General features: G+C 73.3%; 16 protein-coding genes. 12 read left to right on the top strand and 4 right to left on the bottom strand.

Annotated features, from left to right (window positions below; genetic code table 11):
• Window positions 1-146: 146 nt before the first annotated feature.
• The 3 genes from ACH4F6_RS23430 to ACH4F6_RS23420 form a co-directional block, all read right to left on the bottom strand.
• A complete protein-coding gene (locus ACH4F6_RS23430) occupies window positions 147-806 on the bottom strand; it encodes a LuxR C-terminal-related transcriptional regulator (RefSeq protein ID WP_397962398.1) in 660 nt (219 codons plus the stop codon).
• Window positions 807-1122: 316 nt separating this feature from the next.
• Window positions 1123-2481, bottom strand: coding sequence for a sensor histidine kinase (locus tag ACH4F6_RS23425; protein ID WP_397962235.1), 1359 nt, complete (start codon window positions 2479-2481; stop codon window positions 1123-1125).
• Between the two features lie 248 nt (window positions 2482-2729).
• Window positions 2730-3908, bottom strand: a complete 1179-nt coding sequence (locus tag ACH4F6_RS23420) for a sensor histidine kinase (RefSeq protein WP_397962234.1) — start codon at window positions 3906-3908, stop codon at window positions 2730-2732.
• 480 nt (window positions 3909-4388) lie between these two features.
• Here ACH4F6_RS23420 and ACH4F6_RS23415 point away from each other — a divergent pair, with 480 nt between their 5' ends.
• From ACH4F6_RS23415 to ACH4F6_RS23360, 12 genes are all read left to right on the top strand, one after another.
• On the top strand, window positions 4389-4808 hold the full coding sequence (locus tag ACH4F6_RS23415) for an NADH-quinone oxidoreductase subunit A (protein WP_397962233.1): 420 nt from the start codon (window positions 4389-4391) through the stop codon (window positions 4806-4808).
• On the top strand, window positions 4799-5404 hold the full coding sequence (locus tag ACH4F6_RS23410) for an NADH-quinone oxidoreductase subunit B (RefSeq protein WP_397962232.1): 606 nt from the start codon (window positions 4799-4801) through the stop codon (window positions 5402-5404). The genes ACH4F6_RS23415 and ACH4F6_RS23410 overlap by 10 nt, the downstream gene beginning before the upstream one ends.
• Complete coding sequence (locus tag ACH4F6_RS23405) at window positions 5401-7026, top strand: NADH-quinone oxidoreductase subunit C (protein WP_397962231.1); 1626 nt, start codon at window positions 5401-5403, stop codon at window positions 7024-7026. Before ACH4F6_RS23410 ends, ACH4F6_RS23405 begins: the two co-directional genes overlap by 4 nt.
• Complete coding sequence (locus tag ACH4F6_RS23400; RefSeq protein WP_397962230.1) at window positions 7023-7991, top strand: NADH-quinone oxidoreductase subunit H; 969 nt, start codon at window positions 7023-7025, stop codon at window positions 7989-7991. Before ACH4F6_RS23405 ends, ACH4F6_RS23400 begins: the two co-directional genes overlap by 4 nt.
• A complete protein-coding gene (locus tag ACH4F6_RS23395; RefSeq protein WP_397962229.1) occupies window positions 7991-8578 on the top strand; it encodes a NuoI/complex I 23 kDa subunit family protein in 588 nt (195 codons plus the stop codon). Before ACH4F6_RS23400 ends, ACH4F6_RS23395 begins: the two co-directional genes overlap by 1 nt.
• Window positions 8575-9201: an NADH-quinone oxidoreductase subunit J gene (locus tag ACH4F6_RS23390; RefSeq protein WP_397962228.1), complete on the top strand. Its 627-nt coding sequence runs from the start codon at window positions 8575-8577 to the stop codon at window positions 9199-9201. Before ACH4F6_RS23395 ends, ACH4F6_RS23390 begins: the two co-directional genes overlap by 4 nt.
• Complete coding sequence (nuoK, locus tag ACH4F6_RS23385) at window positions 9201-9584, top strand: NADH-quinone oxidoreductase subunit NuoK (protein WP_397962227.1); 384 nt, start codon at window positions 9201-9203, stop codon at window positions 9582-9584. The genes ACH4F6_RS23390 and nuoK overlap by 1 nt, the downstream gene beginning before the upstream one ends.
• A complete protein-coding gene (locus ACH4F6_RS23380; protein ID WP_397962226.1) occupies window positions 9581-11575 on the top strand; it encodes an NADH-quinone oxidoreductase subunit L in 1995 nt (664 codons plus the stop codon). The genes nuoK and ACH4F6_RS23380 overlap by 4 nt, the downstream gene beginning before the upstream one ends.
• Window positions 11576-11581: 6 nt before the next feature.
• Window positions 11582-13156 carry an NADH-quinone oxidoreductase subunit M gene (locus tag ACH4F6_RS23375; protein ID WP_397962225.1) on the top strand — a complete coding sequence of 525 codons (1575 nt, stop codon included), beginning with the start codon at window positions 11582-11584 and terminating at the stop codon, window positions 13154-13156.
• Window positions 13153-14676, top strand: coding sequence for an NADH-quinone oxidoreductase subunit N (locus tag ACH4F6_RS23370; RefSeq protein WP_397962223.1), 1524 nt, complete (start codon window positions 13153-13155; stop codon window positions 14674-14676). Before ACH4F6_RS23375 ends, ACH4F6_RS23370 begins: the two co-directional genes overlap by 4 nt.
• A 180-nt stretch (window positions 14677-14856) precedes the next feature.
• Window positions 14857-15720: a zinc metalloprotease HtpX gene (gene htpX / locus ACH4F6_RS23365; protein WP_397962222.1), complete on the top strand. Its 864-nt coding sequence runs from the start codon at window positions 14857-14859 to the stop codon at window positions 15718-15720.
• Window positions 15717-16109, top strand: a complete 393-nt coding sequence (locus tag ACH4F6_RS23360) for a YccF domain-containing protein (protein ID WP_397962221.1) — start codon at window positions 15717-15719, stop codon at window positions 16107-16109. The genes htpX and ACH4F6_RS23360 overlap by 4 nt, the downstream gene beginning before the upstream one ends.
• Before the next feature lie 279 nt (window positions 16110-16388).
• On the opposite strand, the gene ACH4F6_RS23355 is transcribed toward ACH4F6_RS23360, so the two are convergent.
• Window positions 16389-17654, bottom strand: a complete 1266-nt coding sequence (locus tag ACH4F6_RS23355) for an APC family permease (protein ID WP_397962220.1) — start codon at window positions 17652-17654, stop codon at window positions 16389-16391.
• Window positions 17655-17803 lie beyond the last annotated feature (149 nt).

Below are 17803 nucleotides of genomic sequence, written 5' to 3'. Positions count from 1 at the left end.
CCCCCGGCGCCGTACCGGAAGACGCTCCGGCCCACCCGCCGGTTCTCGTACGATCCACCGGCCGGCTCGCGGCTCGCTCGCGGAACCGGCCGGCGCCGACCCGCGTCGGCCCGGTGGGGCCCCGACGCGGACACCGTGCCACCGCGTCAGGAGTTGAGGTAGGTGAGGACCGCGAGGACGCGACGGTGATCTCCGTCGCTGGGGGACAGGCCGAGTTTGAGGAAGATGTTGCTGACGTGCTTCTCGACCGCTCCGTCGCTCACCACCAGCTGCTTGGCGACCGCCGAGTTCGTCCGCCCCTCGGCCATCAGCCCCAGGACCTCACGCTCCCGCGGGGTCAGCCCCGCGAGGACGTCCTGTTGACGACTGCGCCCGAGCAGCTGGGCGACCGCCTCGGGGTCCAGGGCCGTACCGCCCCGGGCCACCCGCACCACCGCGTCCACGAACTCCCGCACCTCGGCCACCCGGTCCTTGAGCAGGTAGCCCACGCCACGGCTGGAACCGGCGAGCAGCTCGGTGGCGTACCGCTCCTCCACGTACTGCGACAGCACCAGCACCCCCAGCCCCGGATGCGCCTTGCGCAGCTGTACGGCGGCCCGCACGCCCTCGTCGGTGTGCGTGGGCGGCATCCGCACGTCGGCGACCACGACGTCGGGCAGCGCGCCCTCCGCGTCCAGCCCGGCGATCGTCTTCACCAGGGCCTCGGCGTCCCCGACGCCCGCCACGACCTCGTGCCCCCGGTCGGTCAGCAACCGGGTCAGCCCCTCCCGCAACAGCACCGAATCCTCGGCGATGACCACCCGCACCCTGTCCTCCACGATCTCTGGCCCCCCAGCGCGTCCCGCGTCCCGTCGGCGGCCCCCAGTATCCCGCGATCCGCGCTTCGCCACCGGACCTGTGGACAGTTCGTCACCCGGCCTGTGGACGAACGGCCGTGCCGCTCGCAGCGGGGGACGGGCCCGGGGCACGGAGGACGGGCGCTCGGGGCGAGGACGGAGGGGCGCCGAGGGCACGGACGGAGGGGCGCCGAGGGCACGGACGGAGGGGCCCCGAGGGCACGGAGGGACACGGAGGGACGCCGTACGGCCGGCCGGGGTGCGGCGGCGAAGGCCGCCGTCGCGGCTAGGCCGGCCGCCAGGGCAGCTCCGCCGTCACCGTCGTCGGGCCGCCCTCCGGCGAGTCCACCACCAGGATGCCGTCCACCGCGTCCAGCCGCCCGGCCAGACCCGCCAGGCCCGATCCGGCGGAGGCGTCCGCGCCGCCCACGCCGTCGTCGACGACCTGCACCAGCAGCCGGTCCTCCGAGCGCCACACGTCGACGGAGGCCGACCGCGCGCCGCTGTGCTTGCTGATGTTCTGCAGCAGTTCGGAGACGGTGAAGTAGGCGATGCCCTCGATGGCCGCGGCCGGCCGCTCCGTGAGGTCGACCTCCACCCGGACCGGCACCGTGCACCGGGAGGCGACCGCCGACAGCGCCGCGTCCAGGCCCCGGTCGGTCAGCACGGCCGGGTGGATGCCCCGCGCCAGGTCGCGCAGCTCCTGGAGCGCCGTCTTCACCTCACCGTGCGCCTCGTCCACCATCCGCGCCGCCGCCCGCGGGTCCTCCCGCAGCTTCTCCTTCGCCAGTCCCAGGTCCATCGCCAGCGCCACCAGCCGCGCCTGCGCACCGTCGTGGAGGTCACGCTCGATGCGCCGCAGGTCGGCCGCCGCGGTGTCCACCACGACCCCCCGGTCGGACTCCAGCTCCACCACCCGCGACGCCAGCCGCGACGGCCCGAGCAGACCGTGCACCAGCACCCGGTCCACCGTCGTCAGCGCCCGCACGATCCACGGCGTGGCCATGGTGAACAGCAGCCCCACCAGCGCGGTCATCGTGATCTCGAACGGGTTGTCGAGGTAGATCCGGTGCTGCTCGTCCCCGTACAGCTGGAGCCCGCCCTGCCCGCCGTACATCGGGAACAGCCAGAACCACAGCGGATAGGTCAGCATCGCCCAGCCGTACGCCCAGAAGGCGACCGCGACGCCGAAGGAGAACACCGCCCACGGCAGGTGCAGCACCGCGTACAGCACGTGCCGCCAGGACGTGCCGCTCCTGAGCACCGCGCCCGTCCAGGCCAGCACGCCCCTGCCGCGGGGGCGCAGCGGCTCGGGCGCGGCCACCTCCAGGCCGAGCAGCGCCCGGGCCCGTGTCCGTTCCAGCGCCCCGAAGCCCCGGCACCCGGCCAGTCCCGCCGCCAGCACCGGGATGCCGAGGAACGTCACCAGCAGGCCCGCGCCCAGCGACAGCGTCGTCACCGCGAACGTGAACAGCGTGATGCTGATCGGCAAACCCAGCAGCACGTAGGCCAGCTCGCGCCAGGCGCGTGCCTCGACCGGCGCCCGCAGCGCGAGCGGCAGCCGGTGCCGCCGCCCGCCGTCGCCTGGTCCGTGCCGGTCCGTGTACCGCGGGTAGTCCCCGTACTCGCTGTACTGCGTGGCCATCGCGTCGTCCGTTCTGCTCGTCCCGTCCGCCGGGGCCCGCCCGCTGCGCGGGGCCGCCCGTCCGCCGGGGGCCCACTGCGCAGGGGCCGTCCCGTACCTCCACCCTCCTCGGTGGCGGGTCCGCGGACCATGGAGTCCGTCGGCGTCTCGGGAGGGGGGTTTTCCCTACCCCGGGCGCCGCCGAGGCGGCCGCGGCCGCAGCGGTACGCCCGCCGCACCCGCCGCACCCGCCGCACCCGCTGCGCCTGCTACGCCTGCTCCGTCCGGTCGCGCCAGGGCAGCTCCGCCGTCACCGTCGTCGGGCCGCCCTCCGGCGAGTCCACGACGAACAGCCCGTCGACGGCGTCCAGCCGCTCCGCCAGCCCCCGCATGCCGGTGCCGCCGTCGAGCCGCGCGCCGCCCTGCCCGTCGTCCCACACCTGGATGAGCAGCCGGTTCTCCGAGCGCCACACGTCGACGGAGGCCGACCGCGCGCCGCTGTGCTTGCTGACGTTCTGCAGCAGCTCGGAGACGGTGAAGTAGGCGATGCCCTCGATGGCCTGCGCCGGCCGCGACGGCAGGTCGGCCGTCACCGTGACCGGGACCGTGCACCGGGACGCCACCGACGACAGCGCCGCGTCGAGGCCCCGGTCGGTCAGCACGGCCGGGTGGATGCCCCGCGCCAGGTCGCGCAGCTCCTGGAGGGCGAGTTTCACCTCGCCGTGCGCCTCCTCGACCATCGCCGAGGCCGCGTCGGGGTCCTCCAGCAGCTTCTCCTTGGCGAGGCCCAGGCCCATCGCCAGGTTGACCAGCCTGGCCTGCGCCCCGTCGTGCAGATCGCGCTCGATGCGCCGCAGGTCGGCGGCGGCCGTGTCCACCACGACCCCGCGGTCGGACTCCAGTTCGGCGATCCGCCGCTCCAGCTCGTCCGACGGGCACAGCAGGGCCCGCACCATCGCGCGGTCCACGGTGGCCAGCCCGCGTGCCAGGAACGGCAGCACCGGCCACAGCACGAACAGCGACACGAAGGTGACCGTGAACGTCACGATGCCCCACGGCAGCCGGATGAAGTCGTACAGGACCGTCCGCCAGGCCACCGGGTCCTTCAGCACCAGCCACATCCCCTGGAAGACGTTGCCCGACCGGCGCAACGGCAGCGGGCTCGGTTCGTCGATCCGCACCCCGAGCAGCATCCGTGCCCGCCCCCGCTCGAACCGGCCGATCAGCCGCGCCCCCAGCAGGCCCAGCGTGAGCACGGGCAGCCCGACGACCGTCAGCGTCAGCGTGACGCCGGTGAACAGCACCGTCATCACGTAGACGAAGCCGAACAAGGACAACGGCAGGTTGGCGAGGAGGTGCGCGATCTCCTTCCACGTGTGCGCGTCGTAGGCGAGGCGGGCCGGCGGCAGGGGCTCCTGCCCGGCCGCCTCCCGGCCGGCCCCGGGCACGGCGGACCGGTACCCGGCTCCCCGGGCCGACCGGCCCCCAGGGCCGGGAACGGGCCGGTGACCGGGCACGGGGGAAGGCCGGTGCCCCGGTACCCGGACGGGCCGGCGCCCCGCCGGCTCCGGGGAGGTCTGGTGTCCGGGAGCCGACGTGGGCCGGGGCGCGGGGGCCGACGCGGGTCGGTGCGCGGCGGCCGACGGCGGCTGGTCCGGGGGCACGGAAGCCGGCGGTCGGTGCCCGGCTCCGGGCGCGGGCTCGTATCCGGGAGCGGGTCCGGGTGCGGGCTTGGATGCGGTCATAGGGGTCAGCGTGCCGCGCGCCGCTCCGCCGCGCCATGGAGTACGCCGCCTCCGTAGCCTGGGGAAAACCCCACCCCCGTTGCCCCAGGCGTGACGGGCTGCTTACCGTGCCTTTATCAGGCCCTAGACTCCCGTGCGTACAGATCGTCGAACAGGCCGAGGTCGGGGAGTGAGGGACGAACGGTGCCGCAGACGTCGCACGAAACGCTGAAGGACGCGACGGTCGTCGTCGCGTCGGACTACTTCCACTCCTACGCGGTCGTCGGACTCCTCGCCACCGTCGGCGTGCTCTTCGTCGCGGTCGCCTTCGGCGCGGGCCGCCTGCTGCGCCCGGTGGTCCCCACCCCCGAGAAGCTCCTCACGTACGAGTGCGGGGTCGACCCCGTCGGCGAGGGCTGGGCCCACACCCAGGTCCGCTACTACGTCTACGCCTTCCTCTACGTGATCTTCGCGGTCGACTCGATCTTCCTCTTCCCCTGGGCGACGGTCTTCGCGGCCCCCGGCTACGGCGCCACCACCCTCGTGGAGATGTTCATCTTCCTCGGCTTCCTGGCCGTGGGTCTGCTCTACGCATACAAGAAGGGCGTCCTGGCATGGACGTGACCCCCTCGGAACCCGTGCTGCTCCCGGAGCCGAAGCGGCTGGGCGCCCTCGCCCGCCTCGCCCCCGAGCCGATGAAGGTCGTCCTCAACTGGGGCCGCCGCTACTCCCTCTGGGTCTTCAACTTCGGCCTCGCCTGCTGCGCGATCGAGTTCATCGCCGCGTCGATGGCCCGCCACGACTTCATCCGCCTGGGCGTGATCCCCTTCGCGCCCGGCCCGCGCCAGGCCGACCTCATGGTCGTCTCCGGCACGGTCACGGACAAGATGGCCCCGGCCGTCAAGCGCCTCTACGAGCAGATGCCCGAGCCGAAGTACGTCATCTCCTTCGGCGCCTGCAGCAACTGCGGCGGCCCCTACTGGGACTCGTACTCCGTCACCAAGGGCGTCGACCAGATCATCCCCGTGGACGTCTACGTCCCCGGCTGCCCGCCCCGCCCCGAGGCGCTCCTCCAGGGGATCCTCAAGCTCCAGGAGAAGATCGCGCGGGAGTCGCTGGGGGAGCGGTACGCCTCCGGCACGGCCCGCCCGTCGACCGCGGCCCTGCAGAGCGGGCTGGTGCGGCCGCCCGCCGGTCCGGCGGGGGAGGCAGGGCGATGACCGCGGCCGGCTGGCTGCCCGCCCCCGCCGAGGAACTCTTCGGCCCGGACGCCACCGCCGAGGAGGCGTACGACGTCCTGACGGTGGACGTTCCCCCGGCCGCCTGGACCACGGCGCTGGAAACCGCCCGCGACCGCCTGGGCTGCACCTACTTCGACTGGCTGAGCGCGGTCGACGAGCCCGGCACCGGCTTCCGGGTCTCGGCCCACGTCGTCGCCCTGTCACCGGTCCGCCGGCTGCTGGTGCGCACGACGGTCCCGCACGACACCCCGGCCCTCGCCTCCGCCGTCGGCGTCTACGCGGGCGCCGCCTGGCACGAGCGCGAGACGCACGAGATGTTCGGCGTCGTCTTCGAGGGCCACCCGGCCCTGGACCACCTCCTGCTGCCCGAGGGCTTCGAAGGGCACCCGCTGCGCAAGGACTTCGTCCTCGCGGCCCGCGTCGCCAAGGCCTGGCCCGGCGCCAAGGAACCGGGGGAGCCCGCGGCGGGAGCGGGACACGGCGGTCCCAAGCGCCGCCAGATGCTCCCCCCGGGCGTCCCCGACCCGAACGAGTGGGGTCCCCTCAAGGGCCAGCTCCCGCCCGCCCCGGCCCGCCCGGCGCGGGGCGCGGCAGCGGGCCGCGCGGCCGGCGAACGCCCGGCCCGGGCAGCCGGCGAACGTCCGGCGCGGGCAGCCGGCGAACGTCCGGCGCGGGCAGCCGGGGAACGTCCGGCGCGGGCCGCGGGGGAGCGCCCGGTGCGGCGTTCGCGCACGGCGACCGAGGGATCGGCCAGCCAGGCGGCGGGCACCTCTCCGGCGGTCCCGGCCGACGAGTCCCCGGCCGCCCCGGGCACGGCGCCCGCCGCGCCGGCCCCGGCCGGACCGCGCCGCTCCCGGAGCGCAAGCGGGGGGTCGGCCTCCCAGCGTGCGCAGAGCGCCGCGCCGGAGGAGACGGCGGCCCCGGCGACGGCGGCTCCGGCGGCGGCGGCTCCGACAGGTCCGCGTCGCGCGCGCAGCGCGTCGCAGGGCTCCGTCTCCCAGAGGGCGGCCACCTCGGGCGAGGCGCCCCCGGCAGCCGCGCCGGCCCGCCCGTCCCCCTCCCCGCGCAGCTCCGACGCCCCGTGGCACCACGCCCGCCCCGCCTTCGAGCAGCCGGCCCCGGACCCGAAGGCACCGGAAGCCGATCAACCGGAGCCGGAGGCGGAGCCGGCACCGGAGGCGGAGGCGGCACCGGAGGCGGAGGCGGCCCCGGAGGCGGCACCGGAGGCGGCGCGGCCCCACGCCGAACCGTCCGTGCCCGAAAGGTCCGCGCCCCAGCCGTCCGAGCCCCAGCCGTCCGAGCCGGAGGCGAAACGGCCGGAAACCCAGCGGCCCGAGCCCGAGCGACCTGATCCGAAACGGCCGGATCCGAAACGGCCGGAGGCGGCGCGGCCCGCAGCCGAACCGTCCGCGCCCGAGCGGCCGGAGCCGCGGACGAGGCAGCCGGAGCCCGACCGGACCGGTCCCGGGCAGCCGGAAGCGGACGCGAAGGGCGAGGAACCCTCCCCCGGCACGGACGACTCCACCGCGCCCGCCCCCGACAGCGGCGACGACCCGTCCGACGACACACCCCCGGCGAACCCCCAAGGAGGCCCGCAGTGAACGACGCTCTCGACGTCGCCCTGCGACTCCTGGTCGTCTTCGTCGTCTTCCTCACCTTCCCCTTGATCATCGGTCAGACCGAGCACAAGGTCATGGCCCACATGCAGGGCCGCCTCGGCCCGATGTACGCCGGCGGCTTCCACGGCTGGGCCCAGCTCATCGCGGACGGCGTGAAGTTCGCGCAGAAGGAGGACGTCGTCCCGACGGGGGCGGACCGCCGTATCTTCCAGCTCGCGCCGGCCGTCGCACTCCTTCCCTACCTGCTCGTTCTCCTCGCCATCCCGATCGGCCCCGGCGAAGGGGCGGTCGGGACGGTGGTCGACGCGGGCGTGTTCTTCGTCCTCGCCGTCATGGGCGTGGGCGTCCTCGGCTCCCTCATGGCCGGCTGGGCCAGCGCGAACAAGTTCTCCCTCCTCGGCGGCCTGCGCACCGCCGCCCAGCTCCTCGCCTACGAGCTCCCGATGCTCCTCACCGCCGCCTCCGTGGCGATGGCCGCCGGGACCGTGTCGATCCCCGGCATCCTCGACGCCTTCGAGTGGTGGTGGCTGCCCTGGCAGATCGTCGGCGCGATCGTCTTCTTCGTCGCCGGCCTCGCCGAACTCCAGCGGCCTCCCTTCGACATGCCCGTCGCCGACTCGGAGATCATCTTCGGCGCGTACACCGAGTACACCGGCCTGCGCTTCGCCCTCTTCCTCCTCGCCGAGTACGCCGGAATCGTGATCCTGTGCGGCCTGACCACCGTCCTCTTCCTGGGCGGCTGGCACGGTCCCTGGGGCGCCGACGGCCTCGGCTGGGTCTGGACCCTCCTGAAGGCGGCGCTGCTCGCCTTCCTCGTCATCTGGCTCCGGGTCACCTACCCCCGCCTGCGCGAGGACCAGCTCCAGAAGCTCTCCTGGACCCTCCTCGTCCCCCTCTCCCTCGCTCAGATCGCCCTCACCGGCATCGTCAAGGTGGTGATCTCCTGATGGCCCCCATCCCTGGCAGCGGCCTCGCCAAGGGCCTGGCCGTCACCCTCCGCACGATGACGAGGAAGACCGTCACCGAGCAGTACCCGGAGGCCCAGCCCGACCTCGCACCCCGCACCCGCGGTGTGATCGGCCTGTTCGAGGAGAACTGCACGGTCTGCATGCTGTGCGCCCGCGAGTGCCCCGACTGGTGCATCTACATCGACTCCCACAAGGAGACGGTCCCGGCGGCGGCCCCCGGCGGCCGCGAACGCAGCCGCAACGTCCTCGACCGCTTCGCCATCGACTTCTCCCTGTGCATGTACTGCGGTATCTGCATCGAGGTCTGTCCTTTCGACGCGCTGTTCTGGTCCCCGGAGTTCGAGTACGCCGAGACCGACATCCGCGACCTCACCCACGAACGCGACAAGCTCCGCGAGTGGATGTGGACCGTGCCGGCCCCACCCGCCCTCGACCCCGGCGCGGAGGAACCGAAGGAGATCGCCGCCGCCCGCAAGACGGCCGAGAAGCTGGCCGCGGCCCAGGCCGAGGCCCAGGAGCGGGCCCAGGAGCAGTCCGAGCCGCAGCGGAAGGAGGGGGACGCGTGACCCTCGCAGCCGAAGCCCGCGGCTTCCTCTCCCCGACCGGTGTCGAGATCGCCTTCCTCCTCGTCGGCCTGGTCACCTTCGGCGCCGCCCTCGTCACCGTCACCACCCGGCAGCTGGTCCACGCCGCCCTGTGGCTGGTGGTCGCCCTCGGCGGCCTCGCCGTCGAGTACCTCCTGCTCACCGCCGAGTTCATCGCCTGGGTGCAGGTCCTCATCTACGTCGGTTCCGTCGTCGTCCTCCTTCTGTTCGGTCTGATGCTCACCAGGGCCCCCATCGGCCGCTCCCCGGACGCCGACTCCGGCAACCGCTGGGCCGCCCTCGCCGTGGCCGCCGCCGCCGCGGCCGCCCTGGTGTGGGTCGTCGTCGACGCCTTCCGCACCACCTGGATCGACCTCGACGGCCCGGCCGCCGGCTCCACGGAGGTCACCGGCGCGAGCCTCTTCCAGAACTGGGTCCTCCCCTTCGAGGCCCTCTCCGTCCTCCTCCTCGCGGCCCTGGTCGGCGCGATCGTCCTGTCCCGCAAGGCGAAGGCCGAATCGAACCCTCCCCCCGTGAACGCACGTGGCGTAACCGAAAGTTCCCCGACCGTCACAGGGAGTTCCGAGCAGGAAGGCGCCCGCTGATGCACCTCGCCTACCCCGCCGTCCTCTCGGCGCTCCTCTTCTGCACCGGCCTGTACGGCGTCCTCGCCCGCCGCAACGCGATCCTCGTCCTGATGTCGGTCGAGCTGATGCTCAACGCCGTCAACCTCAACCTCGTCGCCTTCGACGTATGGCTCAGCAGGACCGCCGAGGAGACCCTGCACTCCGGACAGGCCCTGACCCTGTTCACCATCGCCATCGCCGCCGCCGAGATCGGCATCGGCCTGGCCATCGTCCTCGCCGTCCACCGCAACCGCGGCACCGCGGACATCGACAAGCTCCGCGACACCGCCGAGGGCCCCGACAGCGACGACCGGACGGCCGAGCCGGCCGACCGGACCGAGAAGGCTGAGGCCACCGAGTGACCACGACCACCCTCGCCGTCCTCGTCCCCCTCCTCCCGTTCCTCGGCGCGGCCGCCGGCCTGCTCCTGGGCGGGACGGCCCCCGGTTACGCCCGCCCGCTCGCCGTCCTGCCGACCCTCGCCTCGTTCGTCCTGGCCGTGGTCGTCGCCGTGCGCCAGGGAGGGGACGCGGTCGTCGACGCGGCCACCGAGCTCACGCCCACCGGCTCGATCCCGATCGAGCTCGCCCTGTACATCGACGGCTTCGCCGCCCTCGTCGCCGTCCTGGTAGGCCTCGTCGCCTCCTGCGTGCAGATCTACTCGACCAGCTACCTCCGCGACGACCCGCGCTACCCCTCGTACGCCGCCCTCGTCTCCCTGTTCACCTCCGCGATGTTCCTGGTCGTCTACTCCGGCGACCTGATCGTGCTGCTGGTCGGCTGGGAAGTCATGGGCATCTGCTCCTACTTCCTGGTGGGCCACTACTGGGAGACCCCCGAGGCACGCGCCGCCTCGATCAAGGCCTTCCTGGTCACCAAGCTCGGCGACGTCCCCTTCCTCATCGGTCTGTTCGCCCTCGCCACCGACGCCGGCTCCTTCGAGATCACGAAGGTCCTGGGCGCCGTCGCCCACGGCGGTCTCGACCACCCGACGGTCATCGCCCTGCTGCTCCTGGCGGGCGTGGCCGGCAAGTCGGCGCAGTTCCCGCTGCACACCTGGCTCCCGGACGCGATGGCGGGCCCGACCCCCGTCTCCGCGCTGATCCACGCCGCGACGATGGTCGCCGCCGGCGTCTACTTCGTCGCCCGGCTCCTCCCGGTCTTCGAAGCCTCCCGGGCCGCGATGGTCGTCCTCGCCGTGATGGCCGCCGTCACGATGGCCGGCTCCGGTCTCGCCGCCCTCGCCCAGGACGACATCAAACGCGTCCTCGCCTACTCGACGATCGGCCAGCTCGGCTACATGACCGGCGCCCTCGCCGTCGCCGACCGCGGTGCCGCCGTCTTCCACCTCCTCTCGCACGGCGCCTTCAAGGCGCTGCTGTTCCTCGCGGCCGGCGTGGTCATCCACGCCGCCGGCACCAACTCGCTGGCCGCCATGTCCCGCATGAGCCATCTGCGCGACCGCGTCCCCGACGCCTACTGGACGATGACCGTGGCGCTCCTCGCGCTCGCCGCGATCCCGCCGTTCAGCGGCTTCTTCTCCAAGGAGTCCGTCCTCGGCGCCGCCGAGCACGTCACCACCGGACACGCGGAGCACACCCCCGCCGCCGCGGGCTGGATCGTCCTCGTCGCCGGGTTGCTCACCGCCCTCCTCACCGCCGCCTACGCGACCCGTCTGTGGCTGCTGGCCTTCCACGGCCGGGGCGCCGAGGCCCCCGACCACGGCCGGCAGCCGCTGCCGATGACCGCCGTCCTGTGGGTGCTCGCCGTCCCCTCGCTCGCCCTCGGCGGCCTCACCTACCGCACGCTCCCCGACTGGTTCGACGGCAACGACCTCGCCCCGACCGTCACCACCTCCGTCCTCGGCACGGGTCTGGCGCTGGTGGGCGTCCTCGTCGTCCACGCCGCCTGGCGGCACACCACCACACTCGCCGCGCGCGTCCCCCTGGGCGCGGTCGCCGCCCACCCCGAGGGCGACGCCGGACTCGTCGAGGCCGAGGCCATCGCGACCCACGCGCCCGCCTACGGAGACATCGCCTCCGCTCCCGATCCGGCCGACCCCGGACGGCTCCTGCTGGGACCGCTGCACCGCCACGCGGCCGTCGGATTCCACCTGGACGCCGTCTACCGGGCCCTGTTCGTCCGCCCGGTGCAGGGCGGAGCGCGCCTCGTCCGGTTCCTCGACCGCGAGGTCGTCGACACCTACGTACGCGGCGCGGGCACCCTGCCCCGCTGGCTCGGCACCGCCGTACGGCGCGCCCAGACCGGCAACGTCCAGACCTATGTGAGCGCGCTGCTCGCCGGCACCGTCGTCCTGGCGGTCGCCGTCCTCCTCGTCGCCACGGGAGCGTGAGCAGGCGTGATCGATATCAACGAGTCCGTGATGCAGTTCCTTCTGGCGTTCGTCGTCGTCGGCCCGCTCCTGGGCGCCGCCACCGCCCTCCTGCCCGCCCCGCCCGGACTGAGGGGGAAGTCGCCCGAGCAGGCCGTGCTGCGCCACGGTGTGACCGTGACCGGCGCGATCCTCGCCGCCGCGATCGTCCTCGTGCTCGGCTTCGACCACGACCAGCCGTCGAAGATGCAGGCCACGACGGACATCAGCTGGATCCCCGCGCTCGACGTGCGGATCCACCTCGGCGTCGACGGCATCTCGCTCCCCCTCCTGGTCCTGACCGCGCTGCTGACCTTCCTCTGCGCGCTCTACACGTACTTCAACCCGCCCGCGGGCCCGAGCCCGAAGGCCCTCGTCGCGCTCCTGCTCGTGCTCGAGTCCGGCACCCTCGCCACCTTCGCCGTCCTCGACCTGCTGCTGTTCTTCCTCGCCTTCGAGACCGTCCTGATCCCGATGTACTTCCTCATCGCCCGCTGGGGCGGCGAGGGCCGGACCCAGGCGGCCTGGAAGTTCATCCTGTACACGCTGCTCGGATCCGTCGTCATGCTGCTCGGCCTGCTCCTGATCGGCATCAAGGCGGGCACGTTCGACATGGTGGCACTCACCACTGACAACGGCCGGTCACTGACCACGTCCGTGCAGGTCGTCGCGGTTCTGGCGGTCGGGATCGGACTCGCGGTCAAGACCCCGATGTGGCCGCTGCACAGCTGGCTGCCCGACGCCCACACCGCCGCGCCGACCGTCGGCTCGGTCCTCCTCGCCGGCGTCCTGCTGAAGATGGGCACGTACGGGTTCGTGCGGATCCTCCTCCCGGTCGCCCCCGACGGGTTCCACACCTTCGCGCCCTACCTCGCCGCCTTCGCGGTCGTCGGCATCGTCTACGGATCCCTGGCCTGCCTGGCCCTCGCCAAGCGGGGCGCGAAGGGCGACCTCAAGCGCCTCATCGCCTACTCCTCCGTCGGCCACATGGGCTTCGTCCTGCTCGGCATCGCCTCCACCACCCCGACCGGCGTCAACGGCGCCCTGTTCGCCAACATCGCCCACGGCCTCATCACCGGCCTCCTCTTCTTCCTGGTCGGCGCCCTCAAGGACCGCACCGGCACCACCGACCTCGACACCCTCGCCGAGGAGACCGGCGCCGCCCTGTACGGCAAGGCCCCCCGCCTCGGCGGCCTCCTCGCCTTCGCCGCGGTCGCCTCGCTCGGCCTGCCCGGACTGGCCGGATTCTGGGGCGAGATGCTGGCCATGTTCGGCGCGTTCGACCCCGCCGACGACCTCAGCCGCCCCGCCTTCCTCACCTTCACCGCCATCGCCGCGTTCGGCACCCTGCTGACGGCCGCCTACCTGCTCGTCGTGGTCCGCCGCGTCTGCATGGGCGCCGCCCCGCAGGACGCCCCGCGGCTCACCGACGTCCGCACCTACGAGTTCGCGGCCTGGACCCCGCTCGTCGTCCTCACCGTCGTCGCCGGACTCTGGCCGAAGACCCTCCTCGGCCTCACCGACCCGGCCGTGCAGCAGCTCCTCGCAGGAGGCACCCGATGAGCTCCCTGGCCCAGCCCCTGGCCGCGTCGCTCGTCCAGTCCGTCGACTGGCTCGCGATCGCCCCGCCCACCCTCGTGGCGGTCGTCGGCCTCGTCGTCCTCGTCGCCGACCTGTTCGTGCCCGACGCGAAGAAGCCGCTCCTCGGCCTGCTCTCCGTCGCCGGACTCGCCGCGTCCACCGCCCTCCTGCTGCCCCTCCTGGACGGCGACCGCTCCACCTTCTGCCTGACCGGCGACACACGCGTGTGCAGCTACACGGCCGACCGCTTCACCCTGGCCGTCCAGCTCCTGGTCCTCGGCGGAGCACTGCTGGCCGCGCTCCTGTCGGTCACCACTCTCAAGGACGCCCGCGCACGACTCCCCGAAGGGGAGTTCTGGTTCCTGCTGCTGTCCTCCGCAGCCGGCGCCGCCCTCCTGCCCGCCTCCCGCGACCTCGCCACCCTCGTCGTCGCCCTCGAGGTCGCCTCCCTGCCCGCCTTCGCGCTCGTCGGCATCCGGCACGGCGACCGCAGGTCCTCCGAGGCGGCCCTGAAGTTCTTCCTCTCCTCCGTCACCGCGACCGCCGTCAGCCTCCTCGGCATCAGCTTCGTCTACGCCACGACCGGCACCCTCTACCTCACCCAGGTCGCCGAACGCATCCAGGACGTGGACGGACAGCTGCACACCCTCGCGCAGACCGGCGTGGTCCTCACCCTCGTCGGCTTCGCCTTCAAGACGGCCGCCGTCCCCTTCCACTTCTGGGTCCCCGACACCTACGTCGGCGCCCCCCTTCCCGTCGCCGCCTACCTGTCGGTCGTCGGCAAGGCGGTCGGCTTCTCCGGCCTCATCCTCGTCACCGTCGTCGGCTTCCCCTCGTACGCCGACGTCTGGGGTCCCGCCCTCGCGGTCCTGGCCGCCCTCACCATGACCGCCGGCAACGTCGGAGCGCTCCGCCAGCAGGCCACGCGCGCGTACAGCGCCGTACGCCTGCTCGCCTGGTCCTCCGTCGGCCAGGCCGGCTACCTCCTCGTCCCGATCGCCGCCGCCGCGTACTCCGACGACCCCGACCACGCGGTCGGCTCCACCGTCGCCTACGCCCTCATGTACGCCGCCGTGAACCTCGGCGCCTTCGCGGTGGCCGCCCTCGTCGGCCGCCGGACCCCCGCGAACCGCCTCACCGACTACCGGGGCCTCTACGCGAGGAACCCCGCGGCCGCCCTCCTCCTGGCCTTCTTCCTGCTGTGCCTCGCCGGACTGCCGCCCGGCGTCATCGGCCTCTTCGCCAAGGTCACCGTGTTCTCCGCGGCCGTCGACGCGGGCCTGGGCTGGCTGGCCGTCGTCATGGCCGTCAACGTGGTGATCGCCCTGTACTACTACCTCCAGTGGACGGCCCAGCTGTTCCGCAGCCCCGAGGGCGAACCCGTCGAGCACCGCGTTCCCGCACCCCTCACCGCCGCTCTGGCCCTCACCGCGGTCCTCGGCCTCGCCCTCTCCGGAGCACCCCAACTGGTCCTGCGCTTCGCCGACACGACCCTCTTCTGAACCGTCACCCGGACGGCCCACCCGGGCCCGGCCGCACAAGGGAACTAGTGCCCCCCGCCTGGCGTTGACCACAACGGGAGGTTCCACTGGACGTGACACCGCGGCACCAGCGGCATCCCGGACCAGAGGCGAGACCAGCAAGCAAAGGGTTCCCCTGCGGCACGACTTGGAGGGCGTACCGTGCACCGCCGGCACAACGGGCTCAGGACCGCAGTACTCCTCGGGGGACTGTCCGCACTCATCATCGTCATCGGCAGCTTCTTCGGCCGCGCAGGGCTCGTCGTCGCAGTCCTCGTCGCGCTCGGCACGAACGCCTACGCGTACTGGAACAGCGACAAGCTCGCGCTGCGCGCCATGCGGGCCCGCCCGGTGAGCGAGTTCGAGGCCCCGGCCCTGTACCGCATGGTCCGCGAGCTCTCCACCCAGGCCCGCCAGCCCATGCCCCGCCTGTACATCTCCCCGACCGAGGCCCCCAACGCCTTCGCCACCGGCCGCAACCCGCGCAACGCCGCCGTGTGCTGCACGGAGGGCATCCTCCGCCTCCTCGACGAGCGCGAACTGCGCGGCGTCATCGGCCACGAGCTCAGTCACGTCTACAACCGGGACATCCTCATCTCCTCGGTCGCCGGCGCCCTCGCCTCGGTGATCATGTTCCTCGTCAACTTCGCCTGGCTGATCCCCGTCGGCCGGTCCAGCGACGACGACGGCCCCGGCATCCTCGGCATGCTGCTGATCATGATCCTCGGCCCCCTCGCGGCCAGCCTCATCCAGCTGGCCATCAGCCGCTCCCGCGAGTACGAGGCCGACGCCTCCGGCTCGCAGCTCACCGGCGACCCGCTCGCCCTCGCGAGCGCCCTGCGCAAGCTCGAACTCGGCACCAAACAGCTCCCGCTGCCCCCCGAGCCCCGCATCGAGACCGCGAGCCACATGATGATCGCGAACCCGTTCCGCCCGGGTCAGGGACTGTCCAAGATGTTCTCGACGCACCCGCCGATGGCGGAGCGCATCGCCCGTCTCGAGAAGATGGCAGGTCACCACCAGTGAAGACCATCCTGAACGTCATTTGGCTCGTCCTGAGCGGCTTCTGGCTGTTCCTCGGCTACCTGCTGGCGGGCCTGCTGCTGTGCATCACGATCATCGGCATTCCGTTCGGCGTCGCGGCGTTCCGTATCGGCGTCTACGCCCTCTGGCCCTTCGGCTACACGACGGTCGAGCGCCGGGACGCGGGCGCGCCCTCCTGCCTCGGCAACGTCCTCTGGCTGATCCTCGCCGGCTGGTGGCTGGCCCTGGCCCACATCGCCACCGGGATCGCCCTCTGCCTGACGATCATCGGCATCCCGTTCGGCATCGCCAACTTCAAGCTGATCCCGGTCTCGCTGCTCCCGCTGGGCCGCGAGATCGTCCCCACGGACCAGCCGTTCGCCTCCCGCTGATCCTGCATCCGTATCCGTATCCGTATCCGTATCCGTATCCGTATCCGCTTCTCGCGCCTCGCGTCGAACCGCGCCGACCGCCCGCCTGCCGCTGCCCCGCGGTCTCCGCTGCCCGCGGCGGCCTCCCTGTCCACAGCCGCCCCGCTGCCCACGACCAGCCGGTCGTCCACAGGCGGCCGGTTGTCCACAGGCGGGCCCGGACGTCAGCGGCACCCCGCATCATGAACGCGTGACCGACAACGAGCGGGCACTGATCCCGCCCCGGCAGAGGCCTGACTCCTACCGCCGGCCTCCGGCCGTCCGGCTCCGCACCCCGTACGCGACCGCACCCACCGCCAGCACACCCGAGCCCACGACCACCGAGGTCCCCGGCAGCGCGAACGCCAGGACCACGCAACCGAGGAGTCCCACCGCGGGCAGCGCCCGCTTCACCGGGGCCGGATCCAGGGTCCACGCCGACGCGTTGGCCACCGCGTAGTACGTCAGCACCCCGAAGGAGGAGAAACCGATCGCGCCCCGTACGTCCACCGTGGCGGCCAGCACGGCGACCACCGCGCCCACGGCCAGCTCGGCCCGGTGCGGCACCCGGAAACGCGGATGCACGGCGGCCAGGGCGCCGGGCAGATGACGGTCCCGCGCCATGGCCAACGTCGTCCGTGAGACGCCCAGGACGAGGGCGAGCAGCGAGCCCAGCGCGGCCACGGCGGCCCCGACCCGGACCACCGGCACCAGCCCCGGTGCTCCGGCCGCCCGCACCGCGTCGGCCAGCGGCGCCTCAGCACGCCCGAGACCACCCGCCCCCAGAACGGAGAGGACGGCCACCGCCACACACGCGTACACGGCCAGCGTGATGCCCAGCGCCAGCGGGACCGCACGGGGGATGGTGCGCGCCGGATCCCGCACCTCCTCACCGAGGGTCGCGATGCGCGCGTATCCCGCGAACGCGAAGAACAGCAGACCGGCGGCCTGCAGCACCCCGCCGACACCACCGGAGACCCCGACGTCCAGCCGGCCCGCGTCGGACTCCCCGGACCCCAGGCACACGACGACCACGGCGGCGAGGACCGCCAGGACCACCGCCACGATCACCCGCGTCAGCCGGGCCGACTTCTGGATGCCGCCGTAGTTCACCGCCGTCAGCGCCACCACGGCCGCCACCGCCACCGCGTGCGCCTGTCCCGGCCAGACGTACGCGCCGACCGTCAGGGCCATCGCCGCACAGGAGGCCGTCTTCCCGACCACGAAGGACCAGCCCGCGAGAAAGCCCCAGAACGGGCCCAGTCGCTCCCGTCCGTACACGTAGGTGCCGCCCGAGGCCGGGTACAGCGCGGCGAGACGGGCCGAGGAGGTGGCGTTGCAGTAGGCCACCAGCGCGGCGAGCGCGAGTCCGAGCAGGAGCCCGGAGCCCGCCGCGTCCGCCGCGGGGGCGAGGGCGGCGAAGATGCCGGCGCCCACCATCGAGCCGAGCCCGATGACCACGGCATCGCCGACGCCCAGGGTGCGCCGCAGCGCGGGGGCCGATCCGAACGGTCCGGGCTGTGTCATGGACAGCACGCTACTGACCGGGGGAACCACGGGGCACCGCCGGGGCGTCGTCCCCCTCGACACGGCGCCGACGCGCGCACGACGTACGCGGCACGACGAGGGCGGCGCACGACAGGAACGGCGCACCGACGCACAGCCCGTCCGGGGCG

This window comes from Streptomyces sp. NPDC017936, from assembly GCF_044328485.1.
Classification (GTDB): domain Bacteria; phylum Actinomycetota; class Actinomycetes; order Streptomycetales; family Streptomycetaceae; genus Streptomyces.
The sequence above is the reverse complement of the archived record's forward strand: the minus strand, read 5'-3'. Positions and strand labels throughout refer to the sequence as shown.